Origin of the sequence: Halomonas sp. 707B3, assembly GCF_024158645.1 — a bacterium.
GTDB lineage: Bacteria > Pseudomonadota > Gammaproteobacteria > Pseudomonadales > Halomonadaceae > Vreelandella > Vreelandella lionensis.
In genome coordinates this window covers 37,888-55,037 of sequence record NZ_JAMZBE010000001.1, presented here as the reverse complement: position 1 = coordinate 55,037, position 17,150 = coordinate 37,888, and the positions used below count along the sequence as shown (strand labels likewise).

Here is a 17,150-nt window from a genome sequence, read left to right as displayed (position 1 = left end):
TTTAAAAGCAGCATTTGAGAAAAAACAGCCACGCCCCGTTTTGCGGGGCGTGGCTGTTTTGGGTGGGGCGTTTTTAACGAATCGGCTAAGCGGCGTGGTAGGTGGTGTCGAAGCGTTTGCGCAGCTCGTTCTTTTGCACTTTGCCCATGGTGTTGCGCGGCAGCGAGTCGACAAAAAAGACCCGCTTCGGCTGTTTGTACTTGGCCAGCCGCCCCTCTAAATGATTCAGAATGGCGGCTTCATCCACCTGCTCCCCTGGCTGGGTTACCACTACAGCAGTGACGCCTTCGCCAAAGTCGGGGTGGGGCAGGCCAATCACGGCAGATTCCGCCACCTGCGGCAGCTCATCAATCACCTGCTCGACCTCTTTGGGGTAGACGTTATACCCGCCGGAAATCACCAGGTCTTTATCCCGACCCACGATATGCACGTAGCCCTGCTCATCGACCATGGCGAGATCGCCCGTGATGAAAAAACCATCTTCCAGCAGCTCTTCACGGGTTTTTTCCGGCATGCGCCAGTAGCCAATGAACACGTTCGGGCCGCGAATCTGCAGCATACCAATCTCACCCTGCGCCACTTCTTCGCCGGTTTCCCGGCTGGTAATGCGCATTTCAACGCCGGGTAGCGGCATGCCCACGGTGCCTGCTCGGCGTGCCCCGGTGTAGGGGTTGGAGATGTTCATATTGGTTTCGGTCATGCCGTAGCGCTCAAGAATGGCGTGGCCCGTTTTGGCTTCAAAGGCTTCGTGGGTTTCTGCGGTGAGCGGTGCCGAGCCTGACACAAATAGCCGCATATGAGCGGTGATCTCGGGGGTCAGGCGCGGGTCTTGAACCAAGCGGGTATAGAACGTGGGTACGCCCATCATCACGCTGCCTTTGGGCAGCTCATCGAAAATGACATCGGCATCGAATTTAGGCAAAAAGCACATGCTGGCACCGGCCATCAGCGTGACGTTGCACGCCACGAACAGGCCGTGGGTATGAAAAATAGGCAGCGCATGGATCAGCCGATCTTCAGCGCTAAAATGCCAAGATGAGACCAGCGTTTCCGCGTTAGAGGCAAGGTTGCGATGGGTCAGCATCGCGCCTTTTGAGCGGCCTGTAGTGCCCGAGGTGTATAGAATCGCTGCCAAATCTCGCTCGCCCAGCGTGACGATGTCGTCTCTTGGGTCACTCTGTTGCGCTTTCTCCATCAAGCTGCCATCGGCATCGGTGCCTAAGCTTTCGACCGCCGGGCAGCCGGTATCGCTGGCAATGGCGCGGGCGGTGTCGATGTCTGAAGGCCTGCAAACGAACAGCGCGGGCTCGGCGTCTTTCAAAAAATAGCGGATCTCATCGCCGGTATAGCCGGTATTGAGCGGTAAATAGACGCCGCCGATACGCAGGCAGGCGAGGTAGAGCAAAATGGCTTCCGGACTTTTATCCACCTGCACCGCCACGCGGTCGCCTACGTTCACGCCTAGCGCGGTCAGTGCCCCGGCAAGCTGGGCGCTGGCGCTGAGCGCGTCTTGGTAGCTGTAGTGGCGGCCCTCGCGGGTGGTGATAAAGGGGGCGTTGCCACGCTCGCGCATACGCGCGGCAAAGGTATCAAATAAGTTGTGGTTCATTTGGTGGTCTCTCCCTTGGCCAGCTTGCGGGCGCGGCGAGCTAGGTCGCGCACCTCGCTTGAACAGGCAACGGTGGCCTTTGCGGTATAGTTTTCGTGATTGCGCTCGATATCGTCGAGCACGTAGAGGTAGTTCACCATCAGCCCTGCCGCTTGCTTCATCCCTTTGGCAGACACATCGCCCAGCCAGTTGATGCGATGCAGCTCGGCACCGTTGCCCAAGTGGAAGCGGGCCACCGGGTTCAGCGGCAGGCCATGGCGGTTCTTCTGATCGACCAAATAGTGGGCAGCGAGCGGGCGAATGGCGGTTTTGAGGCGCTCTTCGCGGGCCTTGTCCTGCTGCCAGTTGGGCGTTGCTAGCGCGTCGAGCGCCTCACGGATGCTATCGGGCCACTGGGCTTCCTGCTGCTGTTCGGCAAGCCACTGGGCGAAGCCGGGCACCGGCGAGAGGGTAACGAAGTACTTGAGCTGGGGCAGCTCCTGGCTGAGCTCCTGCACTACCTGCTTGATGAGGAAGTTGCCAAATGAAATGCCGCGCAGCCCGGTTTGGCAGTTGCTGATACCGAAGAAGGCTGCGGTATCGGCATCATCTGGGTCCGCCAAGCCATCCTCAACGCCTGCCAAAATGGGTTGAATACGGCTGGGTAGCCCTTTGTGGAGTGCGACCTCCACGAAAATCAGCGGTTCGTCGCCAATCGCGGGGTGAAAAAATGCGAAGCAGCGGCGATCCCTAGCATCCAAGCGCCGCCGTAGGTCGTTCCAGTCCTGAATTTCATGCACCGCTTCATAGCGGATGATTTTTTCTAGGATAGAAGCAGGTGTGTTCCAGTCGATCCGCTTGAGCATCAAAAAGCCGCGGTTAAACCAGGAGCCAAACAGGTGCGCAAAGTCATCATCAATGGGCGCTAAGTTGGGCTCCTCGCGCAGCAGCTGCAGCAGATCCTCACGCATTTTGACGAGGTCGTAAGTACCGTCGGTGGCGAGGTTCAAGCGCCTAAACAGCTCCTGGCGACGCGGCTCACAGGCTTCAAACAGCGCCTGCAGCGTGTGGTTGTCTCGGGCCTGTTGATAGGCTTGGTAGGCGCTATCAATCTGCTGCGGTTCCGCGGCAAAGTCGTCGGCTAGGCGCTTAAAAAACTGGCGTTTTTCCCCTTCCGACAGCCGCTGGTAAATCGCCAGTGCGCGGCTGGCCAGCGCAATGCTGGAGGCTTCGCCGTCACTAGCTAGTAGCGCTTGGCAGGCTTTGACCAGCTGATGATGGTCGGGCGTCAGCGTTTCCGGGTGTTTGCGCCGCAACAGCGCGTCCCGCTGGGTGATGCTGTTAAACATCTCTTGGAGAAAGGTCATGTTCATGATGCGTCCCCCTTTAACCCATGATCAGGTTCGGTAGCCATAGCGCAATCCCCGGAAACAGGCAAAGCAGCAGAATGCCCAGCACCATGCACAGCGCATAGGGCAGGCTGCCCATCAGAATATCCCGCAGCGAGATATCGGGTGCGATGCCTTTAATAATGAACAGGTTAAGCCCCACCGGCGGCGTGATCAGGCCGATTTCCAAGTTGATGGTGAGAATGACCGCGAACCAGTAGGGGTCGAAGTCCGCCGCCAAAATGATCGGCAGCAGAATCGGCGCGGTCATCACGATGACAGCAACAGGGGGGAGGAAGAATCCTGCCACTAATAAGAACAGGTTGATGACGCCCATCAGCACCCAGCGATTCACTTCTAAATCGGCAATGGCCGCGGCCACGGTTTGGGTGATGAACATCGACGAGAGCGCGTAAGCGAACACCTCGGCGGTGGCGATCACCAGCATGATCATCACGCTTTCCCGCAGCGAGTCGCGCATGATCAGCTTGATGGGGCCCAGCTGCCACATGCGGTAAATTACAATCGCCAGCGCCAAGCAGAGAAATGCCCCCACGCCTGCGGCTTCCGACGGAGTCGCCACGCCGCCGTAAAGGGCAAATAGAATACCCGCGACCACACCCAAGAAGGGCAGCACCCGCACCAGCGCCTTCATGTTGCTATCGACGTTCTGCTTGATGTTCTCCTTCATCTTTTCAGCAGAGGCCGCCAGTGGGTTGTTGTAACCCCCGGCCATCTTGCAGGCGATCATGGTCCAGATCATAAACAGGCCCGCGAGCATAAAGCCCGGCACCACCCCGGCAATAAACAGGCGGCCAATCGAGGTTTCGGTCGAGATACCGTAGATAATCATGGTGACCGAGGGGGGAATCAAAATCCCCAGCGTGCCGCCTGCGGCGATACAGCCCGCCGCCACGCCATCCGGGTAGCCACGGGTGCGCATTTCAGGAATGCCCATTTTGCCGATGGCGGCGCAGGTGGCGGGGGAGGAACCCGAGAGCGCAGCGAAAATAGAGCAGGCACCGATATTAGAGACTGCCAGGCCGCCGGGCAGGCGACCCATCCACAGGTCTAGCGAGCGGTAAAGATCGCGCCCGGTGGGGGAGGAGGCCACCGCCGCGCCCATCAGAATAAACATCGGGATGGCCACAAAGCCAAACTCCGCGATGCGATCAAAAAACGTTTCGCCAAAGTAGGTAAGTTCCGGCAGGCCCCGGTCGTACAGCAGCGCCAGCAGTGACACACCGCCAAGCGCGAACGCAATCGGGGTACCAATCGCCATCAGCACAATCAAACCAATGGCCACGATAATGCCAAGCGTAATGGGATCCATGATTAGCCCTCCCCGCGCATAATTTCAGCCACGTACTGCAGCGAGAGCAGCGTGGCCCCCACGGCCATGGGCAGAATGGCGGGCCAGAGCGGTGGGTTCCACACCGAGCCAGTGGTCCATTCGCCGTGCAGCGCTTCAAAGACGTACACCCAAGAGGCGTAGGCCAGCGCCGCGCAAAAGAGCAGGCCAAACAGCGATGCGACTAAACGCATGGCTTTTTGCGCTAGGCCGCCGAGGGCGTCCGGTACGATGGTGATCGCCACATGGCCACCGGTCATCAGTACGTAGGGGCTGCCCATCAGCATGGCCCCGGTCACGGAGAAAATCGTGAATTCGGTCTGCCAGCTTGTGCTCATGCCCAAGGCGTAGCGGATAAAGACCATCTGGCAGATCACCAAAACGCCTGCCACGAACATGGCACAGGCTAGGTAAGCCGACGCGCGCGACAGCATATCCATCAAACGGATATAGCCGCCGATGACCCCGCTGCGTACGGCAGGGGGGTGAGTGGTTGAAGTTGCCATAGTTCCCTCGTCAAGCTCAGCAAGCAGCGGACAAACGTGGCCACTCAGCGAGTGGCCAGCACGGTCAATGGAGGCGCGCCTTACTCGACGGCAAGCGCTGCGTCGATGATGGCCTGACCGTTGGGAACGTTATCGGCAAAGTTTTTGTAGGAGGTTTCGCGGGCAATCTCAAGCCAGGCGTTGTAGTCATCCTCGCTCATACTGACCACCTCGACGCCGTTCTCCTCGTACACGTCGACCATCTGCTGGTCGATGGCGGCCGCTTCTTCCGCGAAATAGACCTCGGCGGCCTCACCGGCTTCCATGAGCGCGGCTTGCTGCTCCTCGGTTAAGCCTTGCCACACCTGCTCAGAGATCAGGATGGGCTCGTACATAAACCAGAGGGCGTAATCGCCGGGTTCCGTCAAGCACTCCACCTGTTCGTAAAGGCGGAAGGAGATGAACGACATAGAAGAGGTGTTGGCGGCTTCCAGCACGCCGGTTTGCATGGCGGTGTAGACCTCGGAGGAGGGCATGGAGGAGATCGACGCGCCGGCCGCTTCCAGCATCTCTTCAAACGCAGGGCCAGCGGCGCGGATGTTCTGCCCATTCACCGTTTCTGGGGAGGTAATGCACTGCTCGCTAGAGGCGAAACCACCCGATAGCCAAGCATCCGCTAGCACGCGTGCCCCGCCTTCGATGATGACGTCTTTAATCATCGTCATGTACTCGGAGTCGTTCAGCCGCTGGGCGTGGGCCTGGTTACGCACCAAGCCCGGCATCAGCGTGGCCGAAAATTCCGGGTGGCGACCGCTGGCATAATCCAGCGGCAGCGAGGTGATATCCAGGCGGCCGCGGGCGATGGCGCCCCACTGCTCACGAGCCTTAAACAGCGACTGGCCTGGGTAAACTTCGATGGTCAAGCCGACATCCGCATCGGCGACGTGGCGTGCCATCATCTGCACCATTTCATCGCGAATATCGCCTTGGCCCCCTGGGAACTGGTGAGAAGCGCGTAGGACGGTATCCGCATTGGCGTGGGAGGCTGCAATAGCGAGGCCCAGGGCCGCAGCGGTGGGCAGTAAGAAGCGTTTCATGTGGCGTCTCCAACAGTTGTTGTTGTGTGTTTGGATTAGCGTTGTGTGTTTATCAGGCGAGCTGATATATATTTCAATAGCGGTTATGTATGCTAATGTCAAATTTATGCCATATTTATGTCATAGCCTGCGGCGTTACCGAAGGAGGTCAGTCATGGCGGATACGAAGCGTTCCAACGCACAGCGGCTAAGGGATTCTTTAGAGGATGACATCATCAACGGGCGGCGCGCCCCCGGCGAGCGGCTAGACCCGGAAGCCCTTGGCCAAGAGTTCAATGTATCGCGCACCCCAGTGCGTGAGGCGTTTCAACAATTGGTGGCCAGCGGGCTGGTCACGGTCTCGCCGAAGAAAGGCACGTTCGTTGCGAAGGTGGGTATCGATCAGCTAATCGAAATGTTTGAAGTGATGGCAGAGCTTGAAGGCATGTGTGGCCGCTTGGCCGCGCGGCGCATCAGCGAGCCAGAGCTGGCGGCGCTCAAGGCCGCACACAAGCGTTGCGAAGCCGCCGCTCTGGCGGGCGACACCGATGAGTACTACTACGAGAACGAAGCCTTCCATGACTGTATCTACACCGCCAGCCACAACACGTTTTTAGCCAGCGAAGCCCGCCAGCTCAAGCAGCGCTTAAAGCCTTACCGCCGCTTGCAACTGCAGGTCCGCCAGCGCATGAACAACTCGCTCCATGAGCACCAAACGATCGTCGACGCCATCGAGCAGGGCGACGCCGCCCAGGCCCAACAGGCGCTCTGCGACCACGTGTTGATTCAAGGCGAGCGCTTTAGCGACTTCGTTGCCAGCGTGCGCCGTATGGAAGCGCCGATGGAGCGCACGGGCTAGTGTGAGCGTTAATCACAGCGGCTAAGCGATATCTGCTGGCGATCACGATCCAGATAAGTAAGGGTCAGTGTATTATCGCTTTCCAGGATGAGCTGAAGACGCTCTTCGCTGGTCATTCCCTCCCCTTGGCAGCTGAGTGTTGCTTGCCAAGTATGTGGTTCATCGCTCTCCTCCAATGCCATATCGCAACGGTTTTCACGTCCCTCAAACCTTCCTTGCGCTAACGTGATGGGGGCACCTTCTTGCCCCTCTTGGCACCATGTGGGTTCTGCCGCCCAACGCCCATACAGCATGTCTTGCGAGATGGATGCTTCATTGGAGCCACTACTTGCATCGTTACTTGTATCAGTACTGGCGTCGTTTCCACAGGCAGCTAACAGCACAAGCGTAGGTGCCCACATTAGTCGGTGTAAGCGCATGCAACATACTCCTTATGTTTTGGTTCATCCGTGAAATGTGTATTCGCGCAAAGACTTTATCGCTGAGTGGCAACAAGCGCTATATACGGCTTTAAAAATCCCCCGGTGCGCACTGTAGGCAGGTCAGCCCGAGTGCGCGCCACTGGGCGACGACGGCATCGCGGTCATCCAGCACGAGCCAGGGGGCGAAGCCGTCGCTGTGCATTTGGTTCAGTAGCGCTGATTTCACCTCTTCGTCATCCACATGGTCGTCGCCTTCCGGGCGTAAGTACATGGCGTCGAAAGGAATGTCATGGCGGGTGAGCCATGCCTGGGTGTGCTCTCGGTGGCTGTCTGGGCGGCCACTGCAGATGACGATCTGCTGACCTTGGGCTTTTAGCAGTTTGACCAGCCGGGCGACGGGCTCAATCACCGGCGCGTTCGCCATGTGGGCAAAGAAAGGATCCCACTGTTTGGCGGGGCCAAGTACCCACTCGTGGACATCGGCAGGGTGAAACTCGGCCAGCGTGCCGTCGACATCAACAATGACTGCGTTCATAGACGTTTCCTAATGCGTTAACAGAAGTGAAGAGAGCGGGCGCGCCGCTGACGGGGCGTTTAGCGAAGGCTGGGTGATGAACCGTTCGCCCAGCAGGGCACGCCAAGTGGCCTCAGCATCGGCATGGAGCGGCGTAAAAAGCGGAGCCACTTGGGTGGCCTGGAGCTGGTTGGCCAGGGCCACCAAGTGCGAGGCGCGCAAATGAACGTTCCAGCGCTGCCAAAGCACCTCGCCAGCGGCGAGCTGTTGGCGGCGCTGTGGGGTTAAGTAGCCGGTGTGGAGCAGGCGGTGATGCGGCCAATCGGCAGGGTTATCGTCACGGTCGCTGACCAGCCAAAGCGCCGGGTCGCGGGCATTAGGGCGTTTTAAAAGCGCTTGGATAGCCTCGTCTAACCCTTCACGGCGAAGGTCATTAGGCAACGCGAGTAGGGCGGCCAGGTTATCGCGAATGATCGAATCAATCGCCAAGGGCAGGTGGCGTTGGTCCGCCTCTTCCGCCAGCCATAGCGCCATTTCCAGGGCACGCCCCGTTTCCGGTACCGGCAGCACCAACGGGTAGTCTAACGCTTTGCCTATGGCGTGGATGCACTGCGCTTGGAGCTGGTCGTAGCGGCCGTAGGAGGCATCCAGCAGCGCCGTGTGTGCGGGTGGGGGCGCATCAAACGGAAACAGGCGCGACTCAAAACAGGCATCGCCGCTGTAGAAAATGCCGCCTGCAACGTCGAGATGTAGCCAGACACCGCCTAGCGAATGGCCCGCTTGCCCGGTGGTCACCGCAATCCCTTCGACGTTAATACGACCTCGGTAGGGCAGTGGCTGCCACGCCCGTTGTGGGGGCAGCGCCTTGGCGACTAACGGCGTGCAGTAAAGCGGAATCTGCGCGGGCAGTTCCGCAACGCCGCCAATGTGGTCCACGTGGTCATGGCTGATCAATACGGCGTCTACGTCCAGCCCACTTGCCCAGGTAATCGGCTCGCCGGGGTGCAGTGCGCCTCCGGCATCCAGCAGCAGGCGTTTGCCTTGCGTTTCCACCACGATGGCCGCCGGCCCTTTGCCGCCCAGCCCGCTGAGGATCTGAATCGCGGCGCTCATTGGTCAGGCTCCAGGCACCAGCCTTCCAGCAAGCGCACCGCGACGTGCTGACCCTCGTTGAGCGCGGTGTGATGATAGGCTAGCAGCGCTTCTCCCGTGGATAAGCGCAGGTGTAGCTCATAGCGTTCACCGCGAAAGGTGAGCCGCTCCACGCGTCCGGTTAAGGCGTGAGAGTTAGGCGATTGCGCGGACGACGGTGCAGGGGAGTGTGCCTCAATACGGATATGTTCAGGACGTACCAAAACGGGCTGAGTGCGGGCCTCGAGCGGCGCGGCCAAGCCTTGCATCAGCGCTGGTTCACTTAGTCGCTGGCCCGGTGCGCCGCCTGCGACCTTGAGCTGGCTACCTTGGCCGATAAACCGAGCCACCCATTCGCTACGCGGCTCTCGGTAGAGCGTTTCAGGCGTTGCCCACTGTACCAGCGCGCCGTCACGCATCACCGCAATGCGATCCGCCATCGCCATGGCTTCGCTTTGATCATGGGTCACATACACCATGGTGGCTTGAGTGCGGCGGTGGAAGTCGACAAAGCTGTGCTCCATGGACGCGCGCAGATTGCGGTCTAGGTTGGCGAGCGGCTCATCAAGCAGTACCACGTCTGGGTCGGTGACTAGGCAGCGCGCTAACGCCACCCGCTGGCGCTGGCCACCGCTGAGCTCCTGTGGAGCGCGCTGGGCGTAGGGGGTAAGCGCAACCTGCTCCAGCGCGTGGGCGACTCGGCGCTGATACTCGCTGCCCTGAATGCGGCGCAGTTTCAGCGGGTAGCCCACGTTGTCGGCCACGCTCATATGCGGCCACAGCGCGTACGACTGAAACACCATCGCCATGTTGCGCTGCTCAGGGGGCACATGGTGCTGGTCGCTGGCGAGTAGCGTGCCGTTGAGCGTGAGGATGCCGCTGCTGATCTGCTCAAACCCCGCCAACATGCGCAGCATGGTGGTTTTGCCGCAGCCGCTGGGACCGAGTAGGGCCACAAACTCGCCGGGGGCAATCTCCAGCGACAGATCATCAACCGCCTGGTGATCGCCAAACTGTTTGGTCACACGATGAATAGCTAGCCCTGCCACGGCACGACTCCTTTAGGTAGACGTGGGGCCAGCAGGCTGAGCGATAGCATCAGCGAGGCGACCATGATCACTACCAGCACGGAGACTGCTGATGCCAGCACGCTCTCGCCGCCCTCGTCTAAGTTGAAAATCAGTACGCCCAGGGTTTCATTCCCGGCGCTCCAGAGCAGCGCGGAGACGGTCAGTTCATTCACTGCCAGCAAAAATACCAGCAGCCCGCCGGCAAACAGCGAGGGCGCAATCAGCGGTAAAAGAATGGTGATGAGCCGACGCCAGGGGCCTGCGCCCGCCAACTGAGCGGCTTCTTCCAGTGAGGGATCTAGCTGGGCCAAGCTGGCACTTACCGGTTTCAGGCAGACCACCAAAAAGCGCGCCAGATAGGCCACAAAGATCAATCCGAGCGTGCCGTAAAGCGCTAGGTTGATGAGCGGTAACGGGCGGACAAACAGTAAAATACAGGCAATCGCCAGTACTACGCCGGGCAGCGCGTACGGCAGCTCAATGGCGCTAAGGGTGAGCTGCTGCAGGCGCGGGGGAAGGCGCTGTAGGCGGTAAGCGAGCGGCAGGCTGCATAGCATCAGTACCAGCGCGGCACCGCCTGCCAGCCAAAGACTGTTACGCACTGCCCGCCAAGTGGCTCCTTGACGGCCAATCACTTCGTGATAGGCATTGAGCGTAATGGACTCAACGCTCAGTGGCACGCCCATGGCAGGCACCAAGGAGCTCACCACCAGCGCGGCTAGCGGCGCGACCAGAATCACCAGCAGGACGCCGACCAGCAAAGCTGTCACGAGGGAGCGATAGCGGCCTAGCGAAAAATCGTGGGCGCGGCCGCTATGGCCGCCTAACCCAAACCGGCTGCGGTTCATCCAATACTGCTGCAAGGCCACGCCTGCCAGCGCCAGGATGCCGATCAACAGAGAAAGCGCCGCCATCTCTGCCAGTACGCCGGTGCCAAAGCTGGCCATGCGCTGATAAATCAGCGTGGGCAGCACGTAATAACCGGCGGGAATGCCCAGCATCGCGGGAATACCGAAGTTACCCAGGCTGGAGATAAACGCCATGGCGGCCCCGGCAATTAGGCCGTGGCGGGTGATGGGCAAGATAATATGGCCCCACACCTGGGTTTGGCGCGCGCCGCTGATGCGCGCGGCTTCAATCAATTCACGTGGCAGGGACAGCAGAGACGTGCGTAGCGCCAAAAACACCAGGGGCGCACTCTGGATGCCCAGCAGTAGCGCAATACCCTCTGCGGAGTAGAGCGGCTGCGGGCTGCCTAACGGTGGAGCCATGCCGATGCTTTTTAACAAGGGGCTGGCGGGGCCAAACAGCTGTAGCCAGCTCAGGGCGGTGACTTGGGGCGGGATCATCATGGGCAGCATAAAGCAGAACACTAGCCACGCTTTGCCGCGCATATCCGTCAATGTGATCACAAACGCGAACAGGCTACCCAGCACCAGCGCAATCAGCATACCGAGGCCCGAGGTATACACACTGTGCCACAGCGCACGCCACGTGCTGGCAGCGTTGAGCACCTTCCACAGCGGCGCTTGGCTACCCTGGCCAAGGTCGCTCAGTGCCTCGATGAGTAGCCGCAAACTGGGCGCGAGGCTGAGCAGTACGATGAGTAGGGTGATCAGGCTAAGCAGCCAGCGATGCTGGCTGCCAAGGTTGAGCGAAGGGGTCATGGTTAGCCGCCGAACAGATCGCTAAAGCGCTGCTTGAGCGTCTCTTCCTGTTCGAGCGCCTGTTCAATATCCACCGGCATGAGGTTGATCGTGCTGCGCTCAGGGAAGCCTTCCGGCGGCGTCACATCCGGGTGAGCAGGCAGGTAGCCCTGCTGGCTCACCAATTCTTGCCCCGGTTGGGAGAGCACGAAGTCGACAAATTTCTGAGCGGCGTCTAGGTTCTCAGCTTCTTGCATGATGGCCACGGGCTCGGTGACGGCGCTCACGCCCTCTTCAGGGAACACAAACGCCACGGGCGAGCCTTTCGCGGCTTCGCGGATGGGTAGGAAATCCACCACGATGCCGTAGGGCTTGGTGCCCGCGGCCACCGCATTGAACACGCCGCCGTTACCGCCCTGTGCTTCCGTGCGGTTGGCCTGTAGTGCCTCGTAGTACTCAAGCCCTAATGCCGGGTTTTCACTGATGGCTGCCATATGAATTAGCGCCGCGCCGGAGTACAGCGGGCTAGGCATGGTGACGAGGCCTTCATACTCAGGGCCGGTCAGGTCTTCCCAGCGTTGAGGCTGCTGCTCGGCGCCGGTGTTGTAAACGATACCGGTGGTGATGAGCTTGGTGCCGTAGAAGTAGCCTTCTGGGTCGTAAAGCGCTTCGTCGTAGGCATCGCGCTCAGGGCTGAGGTAGGGCTGCAGATGGCCCTCTTGTTTCAGCGAGGTCATGGTCATGCTATCGGCAATCAGCAGCACGTCAGGGTTGCTGACACCGGCAGCCAGCTCTGAACGCAAGCGTGTCATCAGGCGGGTGGTGCCATCGCGTACCCACTCCACTTCAATCTCCGGGTAGGCGGCTTGGAACGCATCGACCGTTTGCTGGGCATCGCTATTGGGTTGGCTGGTGTAGAGCACCAGCTTGTCATCAGCGAGCAACGACGTGGAGAGGGCAATGCTTGCGAGAGTCACAGCGGAACACAACGAGCGCTTCAACATCGGGAAAACCTCCAGTAGGTGAACAGCCACCACACTACTGTCATCGGCTTACAACATCGTGACACTACGCTTTCGTTTGATAGCGGTTAGCTTTCGCTGGCGGGAAAGTTTTTTTCGTTTTGCCAGCAAGCACGATAAAGAGAAAGGTAAGTACAGCATGAACGTGACAGAAAGGCGGCGTGCCGTGTTGGCTCGCGTGCGGGGAGAGGGGCGGCAAACGCTGGCGGCGCTTGCCCATCACTTTGGCGTCTCCGTGCAAACCCTGCGGGGGGATATTCGCGTCTTGGCTGAACAGGGGCTGATTCTGCGCCGCCACGGCGAGGTGATGCCTTTTCCCGATCAAGAGAATGTGGGCTACGACCAGCGCCAAATCGTCAATCAGGAAGGCAAACGGCATATTGCGCGGCAGGCGGCGTCGTTGATTTCCAATCACCAGTCGCTCTTTTTGGGGACGGGGACGACGGTAGAGCAGCTAGCCGACGCGCTGCGGGACAAGCAGGGGCTGCAGATTATGACCAATAATCTGCACGCCTTGATCAAGTTATGCGCGCTGGAGTGTGAGCTGGTGGTGGCCGGAGGCCGCGTACGCCGCCGTGATCAGGATGTGATTGGTGGCGACGCTTGGCGCTTTTTTCAGCGTTATCGAGTGGATATTGGCATTGTCTCTGTGGGCGGTATGGATAGCCACGGCCAGCTCTACGACTACAACGACGACGAAGTAATGGCCCGTGAGGCGCTGCTGGCCCACGCGGCATACCGAATTTTAGTGCTGGATAAGACCAAGTTCGACCTACCGCTGCGCTGCGCCGCCGGTTCGCTGGCAGACTATCACGCGGTAATTACCGACAGCCCGCTGCCTGATCGTTTAAGAAGCCCGTTAGCCGCCCAGGGTGTGCGCTTTATGAGCGGAGGTTAGGCATCGTGCTGCTCATCTGGCAGCCGCTTAAAATAGATGTAGCGGTGCAGGCGGATGGCTGGGCGCATCAGCAGTTGCAGGCTGCCAATCACGAAGAGCCAAACGCCGATGGTTTTGACGGTGCCGTCATAAAAGAAGCAGACGCTGCCAATGGCAAACCACAGTCCCAGCATGAAATCGTTGAGAATACTGAGCACTTCGTAGCGGCGGTGAATCACCAGTTCCTCACGCCCCATGGTGAAGGTTAAGTCTTGATGAGGGGCGGTAGTTGGGCGCGTCATAGGGTCTCCGTTACGGGTCATGGGGAAGGAATAGCGCGAAGAAAGCGTTGATCGTTCTGACGGTTGTGTGTCAAAAAGAGGTTAGCCTAACCCGCGTTAAGCGTAGTGAGTGTTTACCTACTCGTCAGTGCGGGTTTCGTGTATTCGTCACGTTGTTCCGTCAGGATAGACGAGAGAAGCCGGGACTCAACGAGGTATGAATGACCAGTGACTCCTTTAACAGCGCCATTGAACGTGAGCTGGTGCGGCCAAACTGGCAACTGCGTTTTGCGGATGAGGTAGAGGCGCGTTTTGAGTACGATACCCAGCCGCAGCGAAACCGACACATGGTGGTGGCTGGCCTGATCGCCGCGCTGATTTACATCCTGTTCCTCATTAATGACTATAGTTTTCGCCCTGATGAGTTTTGGCTCTCTGTGCTGCTCAGAGGCTTGGTGGTCATTCCGTTTGGTCTACCCGTCTTATGGGCAATCTATAAAGGGGTATCGGGCGCTAAACGCGAAGCACTGATGGCAAGTACGGTGGTGGTCGCCATGGTAGCTTCTTGTTTGATTTTTATTTCATCGAAGTCACCTTACTCCTATTTAGATATCTTCTCGTTCGGCCTGATTTTGGTCGTGGGTAACGTGCTCTACTCGCTGCGTTTTTCGTACGCCTTGGCCTCTTCTCTGATAAGCATCGCCATCATGGTGTGCTTCGTCGTGGGTTACGAGCCGATGCCGATTGAAATTAAACGGCTGGCGATTTTTACCCTATGTGCCAAGGCGGTCTTTACGCTGGTGGCCAATTACCGCTTGGAAGCCAGCGAACGCAAAGCCTACCTGCTGTTGCTGCGCGAAACCCATCGAGCCGGACACGCGCTGCGCAGTAACGCGGAGCTATCCAAACTTTCGCTGACGGACTCGCTGACGGAGTTAGCCAATCGCCGACAGTTCGATACCTTGTTTAACCAACATTGGCAGCAGGCTGTGGAAGAGCACGCCACGATTGGGCTCATGGTCATCGATATTGACTGCTTCAAGGCCTACAACGACTACTACGGCCATTTGCAGGGCGATCACTGCCTCAAGCAAGTCGCTAGCACGTTGCATGCCCACGCGGGCAATGCCTGCGTGGTAGCGCGCTTTGGAGGAGAAGAGTTTGTAGTGCTGAGTATGGGGCAGTCGCATCAGGCAGTGCTGGCCCAGGCCGAGCAGCTGCGCCAAGCCGTAGAGGCACTGCAACTGCCCCACCATGGCCGCACAGAGCCTGGGAACATCACTATTAGCGTAGGAGGGGCAATGCTGCAACCCAAGGTGGGCGTGACCGCTTCGCAGCTATTCCGAGCCGCCGATCAGGCGCTTTACGAGGCCAAGCGCCAAGGGCGAAACCGGGTGGTGATGATCAACTCGCTGGACGCGCTGAGCGGCGATGGCTTAGGTAGATCAATACAATAGCCAACAGCAAGAGCACCATGGCCAGATAGCGTGACCCATCCAGCGCGCGTTCAGCGTTATTGAGCCAGCCAAAGTGATCGATCAATAAGCTCATCAACAGCTGACCAGAAATCACCGCGACGGTTGCAGCAGCGGTTCCGACACGGGGCACTGCAAACACAATCGCGAGCATATACACCACCCCAAACAGCGCGCCGGTCAGCTGCCACTTGGGCACGCTAAACAGAGTCGCCTCGTGGGAAGGCTCAAAAAAGAACATCAGCAAAAAGGTCAGTACGGCACCCACGGCAAACGTTAGCCACGCACTTTCCAGCACGCCGGTGTGAGCACCTAAACGGCCGTTAATGGAGGATTGAGCGGCCAAGACCGCGCCGCCTGCTAGCAGTAGGGCAAATACGATGGGTAAAAGCATGGTGTCTCTCCTGTTACATCAACCAAAGCGCGGCAAGGATCATGGCAAGAGCCCCTAAACGGTAGCCATCCACTTGGCGACGTTCGCTGCCGAGCCAGCCAAAATGGTCAATGGCTAAGCTGGCCGCTACCTGGCCGCACAAAATGCCCACCATGGTCATGCCGACGCCCACCAGCGGGGTGGCCAACGTTAAAATAATGACGTAAATCGGCCCCATCACGCCGCCGGTTAACAGCCAACGCGGCTGTTTGAACAGCGCGCCCAACTGGCGCTTGGGCGAAAACAGCAGCGCCAGTGATAGCAGCAGCGCCCCCACCATAAAAATGGAGAGCGTGGCGGAAAGGTGACCCACCTGCTCGCCAAGCGGCCCTAACAGTCCCGCTTCCACCGACAGGCCCATACCGGCGATCAGTACGCCCACCAGAATCAGTGCGTGTTGCATGTGTTGCTCCCCTCTTATGAAGAGGCAGCACTCTAAAGAGGAAGCCTTATTGCTACAATGCGCTAAAAAGGCAAAGGACTATTGCATTTTGGACAACTCGATTCGTCTCTTGGCGCTGCGCCTGTTTGTGCGCGTGGCCGCCAGCGGCAGTTTCTCGGAAGCGGCGCGTTACTACGGGTTGCCTACCTCATCTGCTTCTCGGCACATCGCTAGCCTGGAGCAGTCGCTGGGCCAGCGACTGCTCTATCGTCACACCCGAGCGGTACGGCTGACCGAAGCAGGCGAGCGCTATTTTCACGAAGTGCGCGATGCGCTGGCCCGGTTGGAGCTAGCCACCGAGCAAGTGATGGGCGGCGCGCAGCATCCTCAGGGCGTGCTGCGTATCAATGCGCCCGTGGCCTTCGGGCGGCGTCATATCGCGCCGCACTTGGCGCGGTTTCAGCAGCAGTTCCCGGATATTCAGGTGGATTTAACGCTGGAGGATCGCTTTATTGATCCGGTGCAAGAGGGTGCCGACGTGGTGATTCGCGTGGGGGCGCTCGCGGATTCCAGTTTGGTGGCCCGCAGCATCGCCCGGCAGCGTTTTATCGTCTGCGCGTCACCAGCGTATCTAGCGGCGCACGGCGAGCCTGCTTCGCCAGGGGCGCTCAGCCAGCATAACTGCCTGCTGTATAAAGGCAGTAAGGGAGCGCAGCTATGGTACTTCCAGGAACCCCACACACCACGGGCGGTGCGCTACGCGTTATCGGGCAATTTGGTCGCTAACAATGCCGAAAGCTTGGTGGAAGCAGCGATGGCGGGGCAGGGCGTAGTGATGTTTCCCTCGTGGCTACTCTTTGAGCCGCTGCGCCAGCAAACGTTGGTGCCGTTACTGACGCAATGGGAAGCGTCTGAAGATGGCTATCTGGACAACATCTACGCCATTTATCCTGAAAATCGCCTGCGCTCGTCGAAGGTATCGGTCTTCATGAGTTATTTAGAGCACATCATCGGCGACAAGCCTTACTGGGATAGGTCTTAGAGAAGGTGTGTAGAAGCGTACTGAGCGAAATGCATTTTAAAAAGTGATGCAGCCAGTGGTGTAGCGCCCCCATCATGCTGCACTGAATTGACAACGTTGCCGGGGTAT

The 17,150-nt window shown here is 59.0% G+C and carries 18 protein-coding genes; 4 read left to right on the top strand and 14 right to left on the bottom strand.

Going from position 1 to position 17,150, the window contains the following annotated elements; genetic code table 11:
• Window positions 1-85: 85 nt before the first annotated feature.
• From BIS10_RS00270 to dctP, 5 genes are all read right to left on the bottom strand, one after another.
• Window positions 86-1,609, bottom strand: a complete 1,524-nt coding sequence (locus tag BIS10_RS00270; RefSeq protein WP_253501139.1) for a malonyl-CoA synthase — start codon at window positions 1,607-1,609, stop codon at window positions 86-88.
• Window positions 1,606-2,961: a malonyl-CoA decarboxylase gene (locus tag BIS10_RS00265; RefSeq protein ID WP_083024990.1), complete on the bottom strand. Its 1,356-nt coding sequence runs from the start codon at window positions 2,959-2,961 to the stop codon at window positions 1,606-1,608. The genes BIS10_RS00270 and BIS10_RS00265 overlap by 4 nt, the downstream gene beginning before the upstream one ends.
• A gap of 13 nt (window positions 2,962-2,974) precedes the next feature.
• Window positions 2,975-4,309 (bottom strand): TRAP transporter large permease, encoded by a 1,335-nt coding sequence (locus tag BIS10_RS00260; RefSeq protein WP_253501136.1) that lies wholly within the window; start codon window positions 4,307-4,309, stop codon window positions 2,975-2,977.
• A 2-nt stretch (window positions 4,310-4,311) separates the two neighbouring features.
• The gene (locus BIS10_RS00255) at window positions 4,312-4,833 is read right to left on the bottom strand and encodes a TRAP transporter small permease subunit (RefSeq protein WP_083024987.1); all 522 of its coding nucleotides are present in this window, start codon (window positions 4,831-4,833) and stop codon (window positions 4,312-4,314) included.
• Between the two features lie 80 nt (window positions 4,834-4,913).
• Entirely contained in the window at window positions 4,914-5,909 is a 996-nt protein-coding gene (gene dctP / locus BIS10_RS00250) for a TRAP transporter substrate-binding protein DctP (RefSeq protein WP_159343310.1), read from the bottom strand.
• A 154-nt stretch (window positions 5,910-6,063) separates the two neighbouring features.
• On the opposite strand from dctP, the gene BIS10_RS00245 reads away from it, so the two are divergent.
• The gene (locus tag BIS10_RS00245; protein ID WP_253501133.1) at window positions 6,064-6,747 is read left to right on the top strand and encodes a GntR family transcriptional regulator; all 684 of its coding nucleotides are present in this window, start codon (window positions 6,064-6,066) and stop codon (window positions 6,745-6,747) included.
• Between the two features lie 8 nt (window positions 6,748-6,755).
• On the opposite strand, the gene BIS10_RS00240 is transcribed toward BIS10_RS00245, so the two are convergent.
• From BIS10_RS00240 to BIS10_RS00215, 6 genes are all read right to left on the bottom strand, one after another.
• Window positions 6,756-7,166, bottom strand: a complete 411-nt coding sequence (locus tag BIS10_RS00240; RefSeq protein WP_083024983.1) for a hypothetical protein — start codon at window positions 7,164-7,166, stop codon at window positions 6,756-6,758.
• 91 nt (window positions 7,167-7,257) lie between these two features.
• Window positions 7,258-7,704, bottom strand: coding sequence for an HAD family acid phosphatase (locus BIS10_RS00235; RefSeq protein ID WP_253501130.1), 447 nt, complete (start codon window positions 7,702-7,704; stop codon window positions 7,258-7,260).
• A gap of 9 nt (window positions 7,705-7,713) precedes the next feature.
• Window positions 7,714-8,796, bottom strand: a complete 1,083-nt coding sequence (locus tag BIS10_RS00230; protein ID WP_253501127.1) for an MBL fold metallo-hydrolase — start codon at window positions 8,794-8,796, stop codon at window positions 7,714-7,716.
• Window positions 8,793-9,863 carry an ABC transporter ATP-binding protein gene (locus BIS10_RS00225; protein ID WP_253501125.1) on the bottom strand — a complete coding sequence of 357 codons (1,071 nt, stop codon included), beginning with the start codon at window positions 9,861-9,863 and terminating at the stop codon, window positions 8,793-8,795. The genes BIS10_RS00230 and BIS10_RS00225 overlap by 4 nt, the downstream gene beginning before the upstream one ends.
• Window positions 9,851-11,551: an iron ABC transporter permease gene (locus BIS10_RS00220; protein WP_253501122.1), complete on the bottom strand. Its 1,701-nt coding sequence runs from the start codon at window positions 11,549-11,551 to the stop codon at window positions 9,851-9,853. Before BIS10_RS00220 ends, BIS10_RS00225 begins: the two co-directional genes overlap by 13 nt.
• A 2-nt stretch (window positions 11,552-11,553) precedes the next feature.
• Entirely contained in the window at window positions 11,554-12,534 is a 981-nt protein-coding gene (locus BIS10_RS00215) for an ABC transporter substrate-binding protein (RefSeq protein WP_253501120.1), read from the bottom strand.
• A 58-nt stretch (window positions 12,535-12,592) separates the two neighbouring features.
• Between BIS10_RS00215 and BIS10_RS00210 the strand changes: the two genes are divergently transcribed.
• Window positions 12,593-13,450: a DeoR/GlpR family DNA-binding transcription regulator gene (locus BIS10_RS00210; protein ID WP_392567138.1), complete on the top strand. Its 858-nt coding sequence runs from the start codon at window positions 12,593-12,595 to the stop codon at window positions 13,448-13,450.
• On the opposite strand, the gene BIS10_RS00205 is transcribed toward BIS10_RS00210, so the two are convergent.
• Window positions 13,447-13,731 (bottom strand): YrhK family protein, encoded by a 285-nt coding sequence (locus BIS10_RS00205; RefSeq protein WP_253501117.1) that lies wholly within the window; start codon window positions 13,729-13,731, stop codon window positions 13,447-13,449. The two genes, BIS10_RS00210 and BIS10_RS00205, sit on opposite strands and share 4 nt — an antisense overlap.
• Before the next feature lie 200 nt (window positions 13,732-13,931).
• Here BIS10_RS00205 and BIS10_RS00200 point away from each other — a divergent pair, with 200 nt between their 5' ends.
• Window positions 13,932-15,167 carry a diguanylate cyclase gene (locus tag BIS10_RS00200; RefSeq protein WP_253501115.1) on the top strand — a complete coding sequence of 412 codons (1,236 nt, stop codon included), beginning with the start codon at window positions 13,932-13,934 and terminating at the stop codon, window positions 15,165-15,167.
• On the opposite strand, the gene BIS10_RS00195 is transcribed toward BIS10_RS00200, so the two are convergent.
• A complete protein-coding gene (locus tag BIS10_RS00195) occupies window positions 15,115-15,579 on the bottom strand; it encodes a DMT family transporter (RefSeq protein ID WP_083024976.1) in 465 nt (154 codons plus the stop codon). The two genes, BIS10_RS00200 and BIS10_RS00195, sit on opposite strands and share 53 nt — an antisense overlap.
• 13 nt (window positions 15,580-15,592) lie before the next feature.
• The gene (locus tag BIS10_RS00190; protein WP_253501112.1) at window positions 15,593-16,021 is read right to left on the bottom strand and encodes a DMT family transporter; all 429 of its coding nucleotides are present in this window, start codon (window positions 16,019-16,021) and stop codon (window positions 15,593-15,595) included.
• An 88-nt stretch (window positions 16,022-16,109) separates the two neighbouring features.
• Between BIS10_RS00190 and BIS10_RS00185 the strand changes: the two genes are divergently transcribed.
• Window positions 16,110-17,042, top strand: coding sequence for a LysR family transcriptional regulator (locus BIS10_RS00185; RefSeq protein WP_253501109.1), 933 nt, complete (start codon window positions 16,110-16,112; stop codon window positions 17,040-17,042).
• Window positions 17,043-17,150 lie beyond the last annotated feature (108 nt).

Bases quoted from the DNA above. Each gene is read 5' to 3' on its own strand.
- BIS10_RS00270 (WP_253501139.1), bottom strand. From the start codon at position 1,609: ATGAACCACAACTTATTTGATACCTTTGCCGCGCGTATGCGCGAGCGT.
- BIS10_RS00265 (WP_083024990.1), bottom strand. From the start codon at position 2,961: ATGAACATGACCTTTCTCCAAGAGATGTTTAACAGCATCACCCAGCGG.
- BIS10_RS00260 (WP_253501136.1), bottom strand. From the start codon at position 4,309: ATGGATCCCATTACGCTTGGCATTATCGTGGCCATTGGTTTGATTGTG.
- BIS10_RS00255 (WP_083024987.1), bottom strand. From the start codon at position 4,833: ATGGCAACTTCAACCACTCACCCCCCTGCCGTACGCAGCGGGGTCATC.
- dctP (WP_159343310.1), bottom strand. From the start codon at position 5,909: ATGAAACGCTTCTTACTGCCCACCGCTGCGGCCCTGGGCCTCGCTATT.
- BIS10_RS00245 (WP_253501133.1), top strand. From the start codon at position 6,064: ATGGCGGATACGAAGCGTTCCAACGCACAGCGGCTAAGGGATTCTTTA.
- BIS10_RS00240 (WP_083024983.1), bottom strand. From the start codon at position 7,166: ATGCGCTTACACCGACTAATGTGGGCACCTACGCTTGTGCTGTTAGCT.
- BIS10_RS00235 (WP_253501130.1), bottom strand. From the start codon at position 7,704: ATGAACGCAGTCATTGTTGATGTCGACGGCACGCTGGCCGAGTTTCAC.
- BIS10_RS00230 (WP_253501127.1), bottom strand. From the start codon at position 8,796: ATGAGCGCCGCGATTCAGATCCTCAGCGGGCTGGGCGGCAAAGGGCCG.
- BIS10_RS00220 (WP_253501122.1), bottom strand. From the start codon at position 11,551: ATGACCCCTTCGCTCAACCTTGGCAGCCAGCATCGCTGGCTGCTTAGC.
- BIS10_RS00215 (WP_253501120.1), bottom strand. From the start codon at position 12,534: ATGTTGAAGCGCTCGTTGTGTTCCGCTGTGACTCTCGCAAGCATTGCC.
- BIS10_RS00205 (WP_253501117.1), bottom strand. From the start codon at position 13,731: ATGACGCGCCCAACTACCGCCCCTCATCAAGACTTAACCTTCACCATG.
- BIS10_RS00200 (WP_253501115.1), top strand. From the start codon at position 13,932: ATGACCAGTGACTCCTTTAACAGCGCCATTGAACGTGAGCTGGTGCGG.
- BIS10_RS00195 (WP_083024976.1), bottom strand. From the start codon at position 15,579: ATGCTTTTACCCATCGTATTTGCCCTACTGCTAGCAGGCGGCGCGGTC.
- BIS10_RS00190 (WP_253501112.1), bottom strand. From the start codon at position 16,021: ATGCAACACGCACTGATTCTGGTGGGCGTACTGATCGCCGGTATGGGC.